The sequence below is a fragment of the Dokdonia sp. R78006 genome (assembly GCF_042466145.1).
Classification (GTDB): domain Bacteria; phylum Bacteroidota; class Bacteroidia; order Flavobacteriales; family Flavobacteriaceae; genus Dokdonia.
The window spans coordinates 2,082,607-2,100,566 of record NZ_JAXHBU010000001.1; the positions used below are offsets into that span (position 1 = coordinate 2,082,607).

Sequence of the window (17,960 nt, forward strand, 5' to 3'; positions counted from 1 at the left end):
TATGAAATTAATTAGCAGAAATACGGCTCTTGTAGTTGGTATCACACTTTCGACTTTATTCGTTTCTTGTGATGAGCAGGGAACTAGTCAAGACACTTCGGTAGCTACTACAAGTGGCGCAAACCCAAATGTAGTACTTACCACAACTGAGGTTGAAGATATAAGAGCTAAGTTGGGAAGTGTTCCGTTGTTTGATAGTTCGCTAGCTGTAGCAAAACAAGAAGTAGATGCAGCTATGGAAAAAGGGATACAAGTACCTATACCAAAGGATATGGCAGGAGGTTATACCCACACACAGCATAAATTAAATTATACCATACTTCATAAGGCAGGGGTGATTTTTCAGCTCACGGGAGAAGAGAAATATGCACAGTATACGAGAGATGTATTAATGAAATATGCAGAGATGTATCCTTCATTACCACGTCACCCGCAAGAACGATCATATTCTCGTGGGAAGATATTCTGGCAATGTCTCAATGATGCAAACTGGTTAGTGCATATGAGCCAGGCGTATGACGCCATACGTAGTTGGATACCTGAAGAAGATCGTGAGACTCTTGATACAAAGTTATTTCGTCCGTTTGCAGATTTTCTGTCTGTAGAAACACCACAATTTTTTAACCGTATACATAATCACAGCACTTGGGGAACTGTTGCTGTAGGTATGATAGGTTTAGTGATGGATGATGATGAGCTTGTAGATCGAGCATTGTACGGCATTAAAAACGATAGTATTTCGTCAACCGCAATGGATAATGATGGCGGCCTCATAAAGGCGGAAGGGCAAAAAACAGGTTTTCTAGCAAATCTAGATGAACCTTTTTCACCAGATGGTTATTATACAGAAGGACCGTACTATCAGCGATATGCGATGTATCCTTTTTTAGCTTTCGCGAAAGCGTTAGAAACCAAAAAACCAGCACTTAAAATATTTGAATACAACGGCGGAGTTTTAATAAAAGCAGTAGATGCATTGCTTAACCTCACCGATCAAAATGGTGATTTTTTCCCTCTTAATGATGGTCAAAAAGGAATGTCTTACAACACAGCTTCCCTAGTGTCTGCAGTGGATATTGCCTATTACTATGGAAATCAAGATGCACGTTTACTTTCGGTAGCGCAGCAGCAAGGACAAGTAGAACTTGATATTACCGGTCTTGCAGTAGCTCAGGCAATTGAGGCGGGTAAAGCAATCCCATTCACAAAAGAATCTGTTTTACTACATGACGGCCCAAAGGGCAATCAAGGTGGTGTTGCCATTTTAAGAGCAAACTATGAGTCTGGCACTACCGCGCTCGTAATGAAGAACGCGAGTCACGGGCTTAGTCATGGGCATTTTGATAAACTCTCTTATTCTCTTTACGAGGATGGGGAGGAGATATTACAGGATTATGGTCTGGCACGTTTTGTAAATGTTGAACAAAAGAATGGTGGCGGTTATCTAAAAGAAAATACGACATGGGCAAAACAGACGATTGCTCATAATACGGTAGTGATTGATGAGACATCACATTTTAAAGGTAGTTTTAAGGAAAGCTCAAAACATCACCCAGAGATTATCACTTTTGATACCAATGATAAAAAACTGCAAGTAGTAAGCGCCACAGAAAATAACGCGTATCCTGGAACGGAGATTACACGCACTATGATGATGGTAACACCAGAAGGTGGTAGCAAGCCATACATTATAGACATTAATCAAATAAAGAGTGACCAAGCGCATCAAATAGACTTGCCATTTTACTATCATGGGCAGGTGATTTATACTGGTTTTGATGTAGAAGCATCGCGAGAATTGCGACCGCTAGGAACTGGAAATGGCTATCAACATATTTGGAAGGAAGCGACTGGTACTCCTAAAGACGCCAGTAGCCAGTTTACATGGCTTAATAATAACAAGTTTTATAGCGTTACCACACTTTCAGACAGTAAGGATACTTTTATTCTTGGACGTGTAGGTGCAAATGATCCCTCGTTTAATCTACGTAGAGACCCTATGTTTATCCATCGTAAAACGGGAGTAAAAAATGCAGTATACGCTCAAGTAATAGAGTCTCATGGTACATACAATGCGGTTACAGAAAAAGCGCAGGATGCATACGCATCTGTGGCATCTATAACTCAAGAAAAAGCACCAGAAGGATATGTGGCTATAAAAATCACTATGCAATCTGGGGAGGAGCAACTTGTGATGGTGGTAGATAACGCTTTCGCGAAAGCGCAACACTCCATCACCATATCAAATCAAACATACACCTGGAAGGGTAATTATACTTTAAAACAAATTAAAAACTAAGAATATGAAATCATTTGGAACAAGTAAAGAATTTATAGAAGGCAACGACATTGAGTGGGAAGTTGTAGGTGAAGGAGTAAAACGTAAAATAATGGGTTATGATGACAAGATCATGCTTGTAAAAGTACACTTTGAGAAGGGTGGAATAGGACCTATGCATGAGCACTACCACTCACAAGTTACTTATGTAGAAAGTGGATCTTTTGATGTGACTATCAATGGTAAGACTAAAACATTAAAAGGAGGTGATTCTTTTTACATACCACCACATGAATTACATGGAGCAATTTGTACTGAAGCAGGGGTGCTAATTGACGTATTCTCGCCAATAAGAGAAGATTTTATGGAATAGTTAATATTTTAACACATTAATTTTTGTATTAACAGAATATTATACCCATATTTGGTAAACCAATTTGGTTGACCAGTTTGGTAAACCAAAAAAAAGGACAGCTTCGACACCGTCCTCTTTACTATTACTTCTGGTACGAAGTATAAATAAGCTCAGCAAGCTTATCTGTTGTAAATGTATGAAATAGCATACAGAGTTTAGAGCAGTTAATATGTTTCTGAGGATTATTTAATAAAACAAATTAATTTAATCTAAATCATTAATTATGAATGTAAAAACTAAGTTTTCCTTAGTCCTTTTTCTTTTATGCGGTGTTTTACTGTATGGACAGGAGAGTTACTTATTAAAGGGTACAGTTGTTTCTGAAGAAGGGAATTCTCCTATTCCTGGAGTGAATGTATCAGTGCTTAATTCTCAAACGGGAGTTTCTACTGATTTTGATGGTAACTATGAGATTTCTGTTACCGCAAACGATATAGTGCAGTTTACATATGTAGGTTTTACTCCACAAGTAGTTACGATAACTGGACAGACTAGAGCAGATATAGTCTTAAAAATTGATGCAGGAACGCTAGATGAGGTTGTTGTAATTGGGTATGGGTCTCAATCTAGAACAAAAATTACAGGTGCTGTAGGAAAAGTAAAAAACGAAGATCTTGATCAAATAGCTGTAGGAACTGCAAATGAAGCCTTAGTAGGTCAAGTAGCAGGTCTTAATATACAAGCTACAGAAGGAGAGGCAGGATCAAATTCAACTATCAACATTAGAGGTATTGGGTCAATAGCAGGAGCTAGCGGACCTCTTCTTGTAGTAGATGGTGTTGTACTAGATGCCGAATTTTTAAACACAGTAGATGTAAATGATATTGAATCTGTAGAGGTTCTTAAAGATGCGGCTTCGGCGGCAATCTATGGTTCGCGAGCATCTGGTGGTGTAATAATCATTTCTACAAAACAAGGTAAGGAAGGTAAAACTCGTTTTAGTTACAATACTTTTACTGGTTTTAAAGAAGCTAGACAGAGTGATGATTATGACATAAGTGTAGCAAAGTCACATGCAGAAGAGCTTGCACAAACTGGCGAACTTTCTTTGCGTTCTCAGTATAGAGAGCTTTTAGGTATAGATCAGTCTTGGCAAGATCGCATTTTTGACGGTGGTATTATTGAGAGTCACTCTCTAAGTGCTAGAGGAGGTAGTGAGAAAACAAAATTTAATACATCACTTTCTTATTTACATGATGAAGGTGTACTTCTTACAGATGATTTTAAGAAATATAATTTTAGATTAAAAGTTGACACAGAAGTAAATGACAAATTTTCTTTTGGTGCAAATATAGCTCCGTCTTACACAAACAGAAGACGTTTTGATGGTTCTACACATGATATATTGAGACAACAACCTTGGTTGCCTACGTATCACGATGAAAATTCAATTCAGTATGTGGACAGAGAAAATTTTCCTAATGTACAAATAGGGGATTATGCTAAGGAGCGTCACTTTGACAACTATGATCTTTTTGGAGACGGAAGCGAGTTAGTAGATATAAGTACTACAAGTAATACCAATCCGGCAGCAAAAGTATTAGAAAGACATAGAACAGATGAGCAGTTTAGAATGTACGGTAACTTCTATGGAAAATACAAACTAGCCAAAGGTCTTAGCTTCAAAGCTACTTTAGGTGGGGATTACCAAAACAGAAAGCAAAGACGCTGGCAAGGTGTTGAAGCTAGTCGTAACGGAGCTTCTGCAGCGCAGTTGGATCTTGATACGTTTGATCAAATTCACATTTTAACAGAAGGATTATTATCTTATGATACTTCTTTTGGATCGCATAATATAAGTGCTATTCTTGGAGCATCGGCAGAGAAGTGGGATCGCGAGTATAGTGCTATTGGTGTAAATGGATTTGAAAACGATTTAATACAAACTCTAGGTGGAGGTACATCTGTAATAGAGAATATTTCATATAATACAGAGGAGCGTTTAGTTTCTTTCTTTGGACGTGTTAATTATTCTTTTGAAGATAAATATTTGGCTTCTGCAAGTTTAAGAACAGATGGACATTCATCTTTTGGTGTAAATAATAAGTACGGTTACTTTCCAGCTGTATCTCTTGGTTGGAACCTTGCTAGAGAAGATTTCTTAAGCGAGAGTGATGTAATAAGCGATTTGAAGTTAAGAGCAAGTTACGGTTTTACAGGAAACAAAGATATCAGTCTTGGTAGTGGTGTAATTTCAGATAATATCGAGTTATATCCTTCTTTACAATTATACGGACCTAATTCTGCAATTTTTGGAAACGAAGTTTCTAGTGGATTAGCTCCAATAAACGTTGCAAATCCAGATTTACAATGGGAACGTTCTAGTGAAACAAATGTAGCTGTAGATTTTGGTTTCTTTAATGGTAGAATATCTGGATCGATAGATGCCTACAATAAAGTATCTGATCAATTATTATTAAGTGTGCCTATCTCTACTACAACAGGTTTTAGAGAAGGACTTGCAAATCGTGGAGAGGTTGTTAATAAAGGTATTGAAGTAGAATTGAGAACTCGTAATATTACTAATGAGAAATTCACATGGAGAACTACGATACTAGCATCTACAAATGAAAATGAATTAACTGACTTTGCAGGAGCAAGCGGACTTATCACAAATGTTGATGATAAAAGAGCAGCAGAGTGGATTACACTAGAAGGACAACCTATATCTTCTTTTTACGGTTTTGTAGTAGATAGAGAAGTACCTGTAGAATTTGTAACAGATCCTTACGCAGTTGTAGGAGGAGAAGCTCAGGATGTATACGTTAGAGATTTAAATGGAGATGGATTAATTGATAATGATGATAAAACAATTATAGGAGATCCTTTTCCAGATCTTGTATGGAGTATAGCAAACGATTTCCAAATAGGAGATGTTGATTTTAGCTTCACCTTTCAAGGAAGTTGGGGAGCAGAAGTGCGTAACATAGCAGATCAATATATATTTAATCACTTTAGTAGTCGTGAGGGTACAAACCTTGACGTAGCTACAGATCAGAATTTCTTGCAACAAAAGATTTTTACAGATGCTATCATCTCAGATGCATCATACGTAGCGCTTCGTACACTAAATCTAGGTTACACATTAGACACAGACCTTATAAGTCAAGTAGGTCTTAGTAAAGCTAGGGTGTATGTTTCAGGACAAAACCTGTTATACTTCACAGCAGATGGTTATACAGGATGGAATCCAGAATCGTATCAAAATGAAGGTGCATTAAATGTAGGATACCAGCGTGGAGGAAACCCTATAGCTCGTACCATATCATTAGGATTAAACTTAGAATTTTAAAATTAAAAGACAGAACTATGAAAACATATAAATTTTTAATGATGTTATTAGTTGTTGTGAGCTTTGCATCTTGCGGTGACGATTTTTTAGAGCCTGTACCAACAGCCGTGTTGGTAGGTGATACTTTTCCAACAAATGAGAGTGATCTTGAATCTGTTCTTACTACAGTTTACGATGCGCTACAAGGAGTTAATAGTCTTGAGATTACAGATAATGACCTTAATCATGGGCAGCAAATAGAGTTTTACGTAACAGAAATGTTAAGTGATAACACAAGATCAAAAAGTGGAGAAGGAGAAGCAGGCCAGTTTGATAGCTTCACTGTACAACCTACAAATGGTTTTGTGTTTGATTACTACCGTAGTATGTACAGTGTCATTACAAGAGCAAATCTAGTTCTTGAAAATATTGACCTAGCAATTACAGATGGTGATCGTATGGAGGGAGAAGCTCGTTTTATGAGAGCATTAGCTTATTTTAATCTTGTGCGTTCTTTTGGAGATGTACCATTAATAGACAGACCTATATTAATAGAAGATGTAGAGACACAATTTACACGTGTGCCTTCTAGTGAAATCTATAGCTTTATTGTAGCAGATTTACAATCTGCGGCTTCTAAGTTAGGAAGTACGACTACGGCAAATAGAGCATCAAAAGCAGCTGCTCAAGGAATTTTAGCGAAAGTGTATTTAACACAAGGAAGCAACTATGGAGAAGCTCAAGTACTACTTGAAGAAATTATAGCTAGTGAAGAGTACGCTCTTGAATCTGATTTTAGAGATGTGTTTTATAACGAAGCAAATGGTGAAAACATCTTTACTGTTGGTTATGTAGCGAGTTCTTCTTTAGATAGTCAAAACTTTTCGGCAGAGATGCTCAACGGTGTAGGACGTACTAGTGGAGTAAATTATGTGACAGATGAGGCTATTGCAGCTTTAGATGAATTTGGAGGTGAGAGAGCACAATATTCAAAGCGCGTTGATCCTGGTCAAACTACACAAACTCAAGTTGTAAAATATTTACCTAATGGTGATGCAAACTTAGGAATTGAGCCTACAAGCTCAGATCCTACAAGTGCAGGTAATGATTGGATTATACTAAGATATTCTGATGTATTACTTATGCACGTCGAGGCTATTCTAGCTGGAGGTGCAGTAACACAATCATCAAATGCTTTAGAATCTTTTCAAGCAGTTAGAAATAGAGCTGGCTTGACTGATATTGTAGAAGAAGTTACATCAGAGCAATTACTAATAGAACGTCGTGTTGAATTAGCTTTTGAAAATCATAGAATCCATGATTTAAAAAGATTTGGAGCAGCACAACAAGTACTAACTGATTTTTCTAATGCCAACGGACATAGCTTTAGCGCTACAGATCTCTTATTACCACTTCCTCAGTTTGAGGTTAACTTGAGTAATGGTCAATTGACGCAAAATCCAGGCTACTAATAATAAAAATAATACTATGAGATATTTTATAACACCAAGAAAATTTGTTTTTCTTTTAATAGGTATGGTTATTTCAGTTTCTTGTGAAAACGAATTAGATCTTCCAGAGGCGGGAAGTCGCGCAGATACAATGCCTCCAGAAGCTAACTTTTCTGCTACAAGAGATGTAAATAACTTTGATATTTATACATTTTCAAACCTTTCAACAAGCGCAACAACATATGCTTGGGATTACGGAGATGGTAATACGTCAACGACAATTGATGGTCAAAATCAATATGCAGCAGAAGGAGTATATACGATTACATTGACAGCTTCAGATGCTTTAGGTATGACAAGTACATTTTCATCAGATATTGAGGTGATTGAGCCAGAAGAACCAGATGCGATTATTCCAGTAATACTAGAAGCTAGTTTTGAAGATAACTCTTTACCAGATGGTACTGGAGATGGACGTGATTCTTGGAGAAACTCTGATTTAGGAGGAGTTATCCAGATCAATACAAGTTCTTCTGTTCCTGATGGAGGGCAAGCAGCAAAATTTCCAAGTGACGGAAGCAGAATTGCATACCAAGAAATTGAGGTGACTCCTAACACAGATTATACTATTACGTACTCTTATAGATTAGAAGGAGCAGGAGGAGAAGCAACTGTTGCTATTTTACCAGGTGGAGGTTATACAGATCTTACCGTAGCACAAGGAGCTGCAATTGTAGAGTTTACAGGATCTGCAGAAGATTACACTCTTACTACACTTGATTTTAACTCAGGGGTAAGCAGCACAGTAAGCATTCTAATCTATAATGCAAGTGTTGAAGCGAGAGTAGATAATTTTACTGCAGCAGTACAATAGAACAATTATGTTGAAGACTTTTATAATATTATGCACACTATTACTTTCTGTAAGTTTGTCCTTTGGGCAAACTTCAGAAAATAGTGGTACTTCATCTCTTGAACAAGATGAAGTTAGTGCTAGTAAAATATCAAAAAGAAAGAAAAAACGTAAAAAATATAAGTTACCAAAGGTAGATCTATCTCACTGGAAAGTAACAATTCCGGTAGGTGAGCCTAAGATTATTGAAGTGGATCCTCCAGAGATTTTGGATTATGCCACAAATGAAGTTTTAAAGCCCTACATGTACAATGACTCTACAAAAGGAGCTCTTGTTTTTCATGCAGTACCTGCACAGACCACTACAAATACAAAATATTCTAGGTCAGAGCTCAGAGAGCAAATGGTGCCAGGTAATAATTCTGTAAACTGGACTTTTGCACAAGGCGGTAAACTTAAAGTGAAAATGGCCATGGATAAAATTTCTCGTGATGAGAATGGCAAGTATCACAAAACAATTATCACGCAGATACACGGTAGACTTACTAATGAGCAGCGTGATAAAATTGGACAGAAAGATAATAATGCGCCTCCTATATTAAAGATTTATTGGCAGAATGGCAAAATAAGAGTAAAAACAAAGAAGTTAAGAACGCCTGACTTAGGACCTGTAGAAATTTTAAAAAAAGAATCGTGGGTTGATGATGAAGGGTTTAATTTTGAACAAAATGTAGGTTTTAAAAAATTTACAATTGAGGTAGAAGTAGAAGAAGGTAAAATGGTAATTTCTCTCAATGGTCAAGAGTATAAAACCTATGAAGATATACACATGCAACGATGGGGAGTTTTTGAAAACTACTTCAAGGTTGGTAATTATCTTCAAACGAGAGATGAGAATGCTTATGCAGATATTAGAGTTTACGATATAGAAGTTAAGCATTAATTAAAAGTGGTAAATCACATTGTTATCTATTATAAATCAATAACTTTCTATAATTTCTCGACTGCTTTTTAAAGAAGCTTAGTTGAGCTGTTAAGAAATTAAATTGTTACGATATGAAACTGGAGACACGTACAAAGACGATTGAAAATAATGATTCTGGAAAGGCAATCATAGGTCAAATTAGAGATATTATAAATCTCAAAAATTTGGAACCAGGTGATAAGCTACCTTCAGAACGTATGTTATCTGAGCGTTTTGAGGTGACTCGTAGTAGTGTAAGAGAAGCCATTCAAAAACTAGAGTTTTATGGAATTCTAAAATCTATACCACAGAGTGGAACTTTTGTGGCAAATATTGGGGTCATTGCTCTTAATGGGATGATAGATGATATCCTTAAACTTGAAGATCCAGACTTCAAATCGTTAGTCGAAACTCGAATTTTATTAGAACTTAAAACTGCTAGACTAGCTGCATTGAGACGCACAGATTGTGATCTCAAAAAAATGAGAGAAGCACTAGATGCTTACACAGAAAAAGTAATTAATGGTGAAGACGCGGTGCAAGAAGATTTACTTTTTCACCTTGCTATTGCAAAGGCATCAGGTAATAGTACCATGAATAATTTCATGCTTATTATCACTCCAGAAATTATTACAAATTTTGAAAAATACCATGTTTGTGATTCAGGAATGTCACAATCGGCCATAGAAGAACATGAGAAAATTTATCTCGCAATCGAGCAACAAAATCCTCAGGAAGCAAAGGCAATGATGAAAAAACACTTTAAAGCTTTGTATCAATATTGCTATAATATTTAAGGTATAAAGTACGCTTTCGCGAAAGCGTAAAACTCAAAGAAAAGTTGAAAATATTAAAAGTCATGTACGCATGGCTAGGGTGATTTTTTGCCCTATTTAAAGTAACTAATTAGATTTAAAATTATAGTTTATGAAACTTAAAGGACTAAGATGGTGGGTTGTAGGACTTATAGCGCTAGCAACTGTTATTAATTATATAGACCGCCAAGCTCTAGTTGTTTTATGGCCTAGCATAGCAGAAGATTTATATCCAGATAAGACCACTACCGAAAGAAAAGAAATTTACGCTTTGATATCGGTGGTTTTTATGTTTTCATATGCTTTTGGACAATCCATCTTTGGAAAAATCTTTGACAAGATTGGAACTAGGTTTGGTTTTGTATTATCAATAGGGTTCTGGTCCATCGCGACAGCACTACATGCGCTAGCAAATGGAGTATTGAGTTTCTCAATCTTTAGATCAATTTTAGGAATCTCTGAAGCAGGAAACTGGCCTGGAGCAGCCAAAGGAAATGCCGAATGGTTCCCAGCCACAGAGAGAGCATTTGCACAAGGATTATTTAATTCTGGAGCCGCTATAGGTGGTATTGTTGCAATCCCCACGATTGCCTTTTTGACTGTTTATTTTAGCTGGCAAATGATATTTGTAATCATAGGACTTATTGGTCTATTGTGGTTAGTTCCTTGGTTAATTTTAGTAAAAGCACCACCTAAGAGCCACCCGTGGTTAACAGAATTAGAAAAGCAACATATTCTGAAGGGTCAAAAGATAAAAGAAGAAACAGAAGAAGGTGAGAAAATAACAGAATACAACCCTCCAGTAGGAGAGTTGCTATCAAAGAAGCAAAGCTGGGGTGTGATTATAGCCTCTGCAGCGATAGATCCAATATGGTGGTTATTTGTTTTTTGGATCCCTATATACCTTTCAGAAGTGTATGGTATGGATGTAAAAGCCATTGGTATCTACGGATGGGTTCCTTATGTAGGAGCTATGTTTGGAGCTTGGTTTGGTGGTTTATTAGCACAAAATAGATTAAAATCAGGATGGAATATTAACAAGACTCGTAAGATGGTAATAACACTAGGTTGTGTCATTATGCTTCCTGCGCTTCTTGCCTTATCAAATCCAGGATCGCCTATAGCAGCTGTTTTAATAATGGCAGTAGTGCTATTTGGGTTCCAAACGGCGATAGGAAATGTACAAACGCTACCAAGTGATTTGTATGGTAAAAAGACAGTAGGTACACTATCAGGTTTTGCAGGAACAGCGGCAAAACTTACAGGAGCAGGGCTCGTTGCATTAGTACCTAAATTAACAGTAGGTGGTAACTATACACCAGCATTTGTAATAGGTGCAGCATTAGCATTTATTGTAATCGCAAGTGTATGGATATTAATACCTAAAATTGAACTTCTTAAATCAAATAGATAATAATAAAAAGTAAAAATTAATATTATGAGTAATAAAGGAAAAGTAGCCGTTATAACTGGCGCCACAGGAGGAATAGGATTTGCAGTAGCAAAACGATTAGGTCACGATGGATATACCGTTGTAATTAACGGAATTCAAGATGAAGAAGGAGCAAAAAGACTTGAGGAGCTTAAGGCAGACGGTATCACTGCAGAGTATTATGGCTTTGACGTTACTAATGATGAAGCGGTAACAGAAAACATTAAAAAAATAGGGGAGAAGTACGGTAAGATTGATGTGCTTGTAAACAACGCTGGTGGACTAGGTGGTCGTTCAAGATTTGAAGAGATGACTACAGAGTTTTACAGATTTGTAATGGCGCTTAACTTAGACTCAGTATTCTTTGCGTCTAGAGCAGCAATACCATTCCTTAAGAAAGGAGATCACCCTACAATCATTAACTATACTTCTAACGCTGGATGGAATGCAGGTGGACCAGGAGCAGGTATTTATGGTACTTCAAAAGCTGGTGTTCATACAATCACGAGAGCACTAGCAAAGGATCTTGCAGAATATGGTATCCGTGTGAATGCAGTATCACCAGGAACTATTGATACACCTTTCCACAAGCAAATTAAAGAGACTAAGCCAGAAGTGTTTGCTTCATGGGCAAATAATATTATGTTAGGTCGTCTTGGTCAGCCAGATGATGTAGCGGGTGTAGTATCATTCCTTGCGAGTAAAGATGCAGCCTTCTTAACTGCTGAGACAATTCAAGTAGGTGGTGGTCAAGCATTAGGTATTTAAAAAAAATATATTCTTAGAATATGAGTAAAGTAGTCACTTTTGGTGAGATTATGTTACGGCTCTCTACAGAGCGATTCTTGAGATTTTCTCAAGCCAAAACCTTTGGGGTAACCTATGGTGGAGGCGAATTTAATGTAGCAGTCTCACTTAATAATCTAGGCGTCTCTGCAGACTTTGTTACTAGGCTTCCTAGTAATGAAATAGGCGATACAGCACTTCAAGAAATTAAAAAAATTGGAGTAGGCGATAAGTATATAACAAGAGGTGGAGATAGACTAGGGATTTACTTTCTAGAAACAGGAGCCGGAACAAGAGCTAGCAACGTGGTCTATGATCGCGCTGGTAGCTCTATGGCTACTATCACAAAAGGATGTTTTGATTGGGAAGCTATTTTTGAAGGTGCCACATGGTTTCACTGGAGTGGTATTACCCCAGCAATATCAGAAGCAGCAGCGCTAGAGTGTCTAGAGGCTGTAAAAGTAGCAAGTAAGATGGGACTCACCATCTCTACAGATTTAAATTACCGTTCAAAGCTCTGGAAATGGGGCAAGGAGCCTAAGGATGTAATGCCGGAACTTCTTAACTATAGTAATTTAATATTAGGAGATATAGACACTGCTTTTTTTATGCTAGGTGAGGACAGAGTAGGTCCTAACTATCAAGATGAAAAATCACTCCCCGTTTTGTATGATAAGCTTTTTAAACTATGCCCTAACCTCAAGCAGGTTGCGACCACATTAAGATACTCTGTGAGTGCATCTCACCAGCGCATAGGAGGATTATTATATGATGGAGAGCAAGTGTATAGAGCACACATACAAGAAGTAACGCCCGTGGTAGACCGCGTAGGTAGTGGAGATGCATTTATGGGTGGTCTAGCCTTTGGCCTCATAGATGACCCTATAAACAAGCAGCGTGCAGTAGATATTGCTGTAGCTTCTTGTTGTTTAAAACATACCATTTATGGAGATTACAACTTGGTCTCTTTACAAGATATAGAACGATTTATGGATGGAGATCAATCAGGAAAAGTTTCAAGATAATTATGGCAAGATTTACAAGATTAGAAGTAGCACAAGTAATGAAAGACACGGGAATTGTTCCTTTGTTTTATAATGAATCTGTTGAGGTAGGCAAGCATATATTACAGGCTTGTTATAACGGTGGTGCTCGAGTAATAGAGTTTACCAGCCGCGGTGATAATGCACATAAAGTGTTTGATGAGTTGTGCGCTTTCGCGAAAGCGGAATTACCTGAGTTAATACTTGGTGTAGGTAGTGTTACAGACGCAGCAGCAGCTTCTTTATACCTGCAGCTAGGAGCAAACTTTGTAGTAACTCCCGTATTGCGTGAAGATATCGCCATGGTGTGTAATAGAAGAAAAGTGCTATGGTCACCAGGCTGTGGATCACTAACAGAAATTGCTCGCGCCGAAGAACTAGGCTGTGAGATTGTAAAACTTTTTCCAGGAGGTATTTACGGAGCCCAGTTTGTAAAAGCTATAAAAGGACCATGTCCTTGGACTTCAGTGATGCCTACAGGCGGTGTTTCTCCTACAAAAGAAAGCTTAGAAGAATGGTTTAATGCAGGAGTAACCTGTGTAGGTCTAGGCTCAAAGCTCATAGCAGTAGATGAGAATGGTGCATGGGATTATAAAAAAATAGAAGAAAAGACAGCCTTAGCTATCGATTTAATCAAAGTTATAAGAGGATAAACCATCACAAGACTCACAATTATTTGAATTAGTTTGTTTATGTACACGTAGTTTGTGATTCAAAGGGTATCGAGAGATACCCTTTGTTAGTTTTAGGTGGTAAGGCGCTCTTATTTATTACTTTATGATAGCAGATAGGTTGGTCATAACGATTGTAATACCTTTCAACGCTTTTGCATGCAAATGGTATATCATCATATTAAAACGTGAAGTTATATCTATGATCAGAATTTATATTACTCCTCAAACAAAAACTCACCTTTGGTTTCGGCAGCGTGTAATCCCCAATCAACAATTAGGTTTAAAATAGGAACCAATGTTTGCCCAAACTCCGTAAGCGTATATTCTACTTTTAAAGGTGGTTTTTTAGTAAACACTTTTCTGTTGACCATACCATCTGCTTCTAATTGTTTTAACTGTAAACTCAACGTGCGCTCAGTAATACCAGGAATTTCCTTCCGTAATTCATTATAGCGTTTTTTATCGCCTATTAAATGGGTTAGTATAACACTTTTCCATTTTCCACCTATCAATTCCATTGCCGCGCTTGTTGGGCAATATGATATTTTATCGTTGATTTTAATTCTTGGTTTCTTTTCAAACAATTCCTTTCTATCCATTTTCATAACATTTAAAACGATGCAAAGATAATATGCTTTAAAATAGTATGTAACTATACTTTTTATAGTAATTTATTTTATGTTTAATCATCTGATATATAGTGTCTTATAATTTATTTTATATACTATACTTCTTGACCGTTATTGACGCGTATCAACTTCACGCATACATTTGCACTATAATTTTGATAGTATTAATAATCAATAAGTTAAATAAATTATAAAATGAATCTAACAGAAATATTAAACAACCGTTACTCTGCAAAAGAATTTGATGCAACTAAGAAAATATCAGATGCAGATTTTCAACAAATAAAAGATGTACTGCGTTTAAGTCCTTCTAGCGTAAACCTTCAACCTTGGCATTTTTTAATTGCAGATACCCAAGAAGGTAAAGAGCGAATTGCAAAAGGCACACAAGGTTTTTTCAAATTCAACACGCCAAAAGTTTTAGACGCATCTCACGTAATTGTTATCGCAGCTCGCACAGATGCAAATGAGGATTATATGAATAGCATTTTGGAGCAAGAAGACCAAGATGGTCGCTTTGCAGCACAAGAGTTTAAAGATCAAATGCACGGTGGTCGTATGCTATTTGCAAATATTCACCGCTACGACCTTAAAGATTTACCACACTGGATGGAAAAGCAAGTGTATTTAAATATGGGCGCACTTTTATTAGGTGCAGCTGCCTTAGGTATTGATGCTTGCCCAATGGAAGGTGTAGATGTAAAAGCCTTAGATGAAGAGTTTGGCTTACGCGAAAAAGGCTTCACCGCTCTAGCAGTTGTGTCTTTAGGTTATAGAAAAGACAGTGACTTTAATGCAAAATTACCAAAATCTAGATTTTCTGAAGAGACAGTGATTACTCAATTGTAAAAGTTTAAATCTATATATTATGAAAAGTACAATAGTAAAATTTACAGCAAAACCAGAACACAAAGATACGTTTGCAGCAACGCTTAAAGAAGCACAATCGGCAACACAAAAAGAGGCTGGTAATAAAGAGATTAGAGTATTTGTATCTAAAGCAGAAGACAATGTGTTTTTTGTTTACGAACGTTGGACAGATAAAGCTGCTATTACAGCTCACGATAATGAGCCACATACCAAAAAGTTAATGGAGGTAGGACAGACCGCCTTACAATCTGCTCCAGATTTCTACTTCTTAGGGGATACAAATCCACTTCCAGACCATTCCAAATCTGCAAATCCTGAAGATGAAGTATTTATAATTTTCTTCATTTTTAAACTAAAAACTGAATTTAGAGAAGCACTTCTTGAACAGTTTGAAGATCACATTACCCACACAAGAAAAGAGGAAGAAGGCAATATCCTTTTTGATTTATATACAGTAGACGGTCAAGAAGACACCCTAGCAGTTTATGAGCATTGGAGAAAAGAATCTGATGTTTGGGGCATTCACTTTAATCAACCTTATGCAGTAAAAACAGGCAAACTGATGGAAGAAGCTGTGATAGGTGATTTAAAGCAGTATATGAATTTCGTTACAGAAATTTAAGAGAAATCAATAATCAACTTAAAAGCACTCTTATGAAAAAAGTAATTCTATTAGTTTCCTTGGCAATTTTAGCAAGCTGTGGAAATCAGGACAAAAAAGAAGCAGTTTTAACTACAGAAATGCAGGATCACGAACATCCGCATCCACACAATGTAGATGAAAACGGATTAGCACCACATACGGAAAACACCATCCATCAATATGCGCCAACGGTTGCGTTGTTAAATAGTATATATGAAGGTGATTTTACGCCAGAACAAATGGTACAGCAAGGTAATATTGGTATTGGTACCGTAAATCACCTAGCAGGTGAACTGGTTGCTGTAGATGGTGTGGTATATACTATCGATGCTGAAGGCGGAATTAAAGAGGCACCAGAAGATTTAGAATCGCCTAATATGACGATGATAAATTTTCAACCCAAAAAAACGGTAACCGTTGAAAACATTACCTCTTACGAAGAACTAAACAAAGAACTTCAAAAATACTCTACTTCTAAAAACAGTTTTTACGCCTACAGAATTAAAGGGGAGTTTGGGTATCTAAAAATGGCATCTGCACATAAAGTAGAAAATGAAGATGTTTCTCTATTTGAATATTTAGATACAAGAGTAATGTATACTAGAGATAATATTAAAGGAACTTTAGTAGGCTTATTTACGCCAGATTATATTGGAAACGTGGTGATTCCGGGAATGCACTTTCACTTTTTATCTGAAGATATAACACTGGGAGGACATTTAGAAGATATCAAGTTTGATAAACTTCAAGTAGAAATTCAAGAAATAAACCAAGTAAACTTGCAGCTTCCTCAAACCGTAAAATTCAGAAACAAAACGTTAAAGCAAGGTGCCTCACCAAAAGCAACAGCAAAGCAAAACGGTAAATAAAATCTAACTGAAAAACGCACACTATGAAAGCAATAGTATTAGAAAAAGCAGGAGGACCAGAAAACCTTCATTTAGCAGAAGTAACAAAACCAAGCATAAAAGATAACGAAGTATTAGTAGCGGTAAAGGCTATTTCATTAAATCCGGCAGATGTAAAACCAAAGTATCAAGATAAGATGCTTAATATGATGTACGGTGAAAAACGACCTGTAATTTTAGGCTGGGACATAGCAGGAACCATAACAGAAGTTGGTACTGATGTTACCAATTTTAAAATAGGCGACAAAGTCTTTGGTATGGTAAACTTCCCTGGTGTTGGTAACGCTTACGCGGAATTTGTTGCTGCGCCAGAAGCACATTTAGCTACAATGCCAGAAAAGGTCTCTTTTGAAGAAGCTGCAGCTACAACTTTAGCTGCTCTAACTGCATTGCAGATCTTAGAAGGAAGGATTAATAAAGGTGATAAAGTGTTAATACAAGCTGGTTCTGGTGGTGTTGGGCATTTTGCTATCCAAATTGCAAAAGCAATGGGAGCTTTTGTGAATACTACTGCCTCGGCAAAAAATAGTGCATTTGTTACCTCTATTGGAGCAGATAATGCAATAGATTATCATACTCAGAAGTTTGAAGAAATTTTATCTGATATCGACTTTGTATTAGATACGCAAGGTGGTGACGTATTGGAAAATTCCGTAAAAGTATTGAAAAGTGGTGGTACAGCTTATACAACAGTAGGTATGGACTTAGATGACTTGAAAGCATCAGCCAAAAAGGAGAACAAAACCGTTGCAGACATTTTAGTACACTCTAGTGCTGAAGATATGAACACCTTAAAAGAAATGTTAGAAAACGGTAGCATTAAACCAAACATTTACAAAACGTTTGCTTTTGAAGATATGGCTGCTGCCCATACTGAAGTTGAAAAAGGAAGAACAGTGGGTAAAGTAATCGTGACACTTTAGTATCA

The 17,960-nt window shown here is 36.9% G+C and carries 16 protein-coding genes; 15 read left to right on the forward strand and 1 reads right to left on the reverse strand.

The window, feature by feature from the left end:
- Position 1 precedes the first annotated feature (1 nt).
- From SJY37_RS09305 to SJY37_RS09355, 11 genes are all read left to right on the forward strand, one after another.
- Positions 2 to 2,299: an alginate lyase family protein gene (locus SJY37_RS09305; protein WP_298326095.1), complete on the forward strand. Its 2,298-nt coding sequence runs from the start codon at positions 2 to 4 to the stop codon at positions 2,297 to 2,299.
- A 4-nt stretch (positions 2,300 to 2,303) separates the two neighbouring features.
- The gene (locus SJY37_RS09310; protein ID WP_298326092.1) at positions 2,304 to 2,651 is read left to right on the forward strand and encodes a cupin domain-containing protein; all 348 of its coding nucleotides are present in this window, start codon (positions 2,304 to 2,306) and stop codon (positions 2,649 to 2,651) included.
- A gap of 265 nt (positions 2,652 to 2,916) precedes the next feature.
- Positions 2,917 to 5,985 (forward strand): TonB-dependent receptor, encoded by a 3,069-nt coding sequence (locus tag SJY37_RS09315; protein ID WP_298326089.1) that lies wholly within the window; start codon positions 2,917 to 2,919, stop codon positions 5,983 to 5,985.
- A 17-nt stretch (positions 5,986 to 6,002) separates the two neighbouring features.
- Positions 6,003 to 7,436 carry a RagB/SusD family nutrient uptake outer membrane protein gene (locus tag SJY37_RS09320; RefSeq protein ID WP_298326086.1) on the forward strand — a complete coding sequence of 478 codons (1,434 nt, stop codon included), beginning with the start codon at positions 6,003 to 6,005 and terminating at the stop codon, positions 7,434 to 7,436.
- Positions 7,437 to 7,452: 16 nt separating this feature from the next.
- Entirely contained in the window at positions 7,453 to 8,289 is an 837-nt protein-coding gene (locus SJY37_RS09325) for a PKD domain-containing protein (protein WP_298326083.1), read from the forward strand.
- A gap of 7 nt (positions 8,290 to 8,296) precedes the next feature.
- Positions 8,297 to 9,211, forward strand: coding sequence for a polysaccharide lyase family 7 protein (locus tag SJY37_RS09330; protein ID WP_298326080.1), 915 nt, complete (start codon positions 8,297 to 8,299; stop codon positions 9,209 to 9,211).
- Positions 9,212 to 9,324: 113 nt separating this feature from the next.
- A complete protein-coding gene (locus tag SJY37_RS09335; protein WP_298326078.1) occupies positions 9,325 to 10,029 on the forward strand; it encodes a FadR/GntR family transcriptional regulator in 705 nt (234 codons plus the stop codon).
- A gap of 130 nt (positions 10,030 to 10,159) precedes the next feature.
- A complete protein-coding gene (locus tag SJY37_RS09340) occupies positions 10,160 to 11,461 on the forward strand; it encodes an MFS transporter (protein ID WP_298326075.1) in 1,302 nt (433 codons plus the stop codon).
- 24 nt (positions 11,462 to 11,485) lie between these two features.
- A complete protein-coding gene (locus SJY37_RS09345; protein WP_298326072.1) occupies positions 11,486 to 12,247 on the forward strand; it encodes an SDR family NAD(P)-dependent oxidoreductase in 762 nt (253 codons plus the stop codon).
- A gap of 20 nt (positions 12,248 to 12,267) precedes the next feature.
- Positions 12,268 to 13,290, forward strand: a complete 1,023-nt coding sequence (locus SJY37_RS09350; protein ID WP_298326068.1) for a sugar kinase — start codon at positions 12,268 to 12,270, stop codon at positions 13,288 to 13,290.
- 2 nt (positions 13,291 to 13,292) lie between these two features.
- Positions 13,293 to 13,961, forward strand: coding sequence for a bifunctional 4-hydroxy-2-oxoglutarate aldolase/2-dehydro-3-deoxy-phosphogluconate aldolase (locus tag SJY37_RS09355; protein WP_298326066.1), 669 nt, complete (start codon positions 13,293 to 13,295; stop codon positions 13,959 to 13,961).
- Between the two features lie 236 nt (positions 13,962 to 14,197).
- Here SJY37_RS09355 and SJY37_RS09360 read toward each other — a convergent pair whose 3' ends face one another.
- Positions 14,198 to 14,581, reverse strand: a complete 384-nt coding sequence (locus SJY37_RS09360; RefSeq protein WP_298326063.1) for a helix-turn-helix domain-containing protein — start codon at positions 14,579 to 14,581, stop codon at positions 14,198 to 14,200.
- Positions 14,582 to 14,806: 225 nt separating this feature from the next.
- Here SJY37_RS09360 and nfsB point away from each other — a divergent pair, with 225 nt between their 5' ends.
- Genes nfsB through SJY37_RS09380 form a run of 4 tightly spaced genes read left to right on the forward strand, consistent with a single transcriptional unit; the run spans position 14,807 to position 17,955 of the window.
- The gene (gene nfsB / locus SJY37_RS09365) at positions 14,807 to 15,460 is read left to right on the forward strand and encodes an oxygen-insensitive NAD(P)H nitroreductase (protein ID WP_298326060.1); all 654 of its coding nucleotides are present in this window, start codon (positions 14,807 to 14,809) and stop codon (positions 15,458 to 15,460) included.
- Between the two features lie 19 nt (positions 15,461 to 15,479).
- Positions 15,480 to 16,103, forward strand: coding sequence for a putative quinol monooxygenase (locus tag SJY37_RS09370; protein WP_298326057.1), 624 nt, complete (start codon positions 15,480 to 15,482; stop codon positions 16,101 to 16,103).
- Between the two features lie 32 nt (positions 16,104 to 16,135).
- Positions 16,136 to 16,993, forward strand: coding sequence for an acetolactate decarboxylase (budA, locus tag SJY37_RS09375; RefSeq protein ID WP_298326055.1), 858 nt, complete (start codon positions 16,136 to 16,138; stop codon positions 16,991 to 16,993).
- 23 nt (positions 16,994 to 17,016) lie between these two features.
- Positions 17,017 to 17,955, forward strand: a complete 939-nt coding sequence (locus SJY37_RS09380) for an NADP-dependent oxidoreductase (protein ID WP_379953018.1) — start codon at positions 17,017 to 17,019, stop codon at positions 17,953 to 17,955.
- The last annotated feature ends 5 nt before the right edge of the window (positions 17,956 to 17,960 follow it).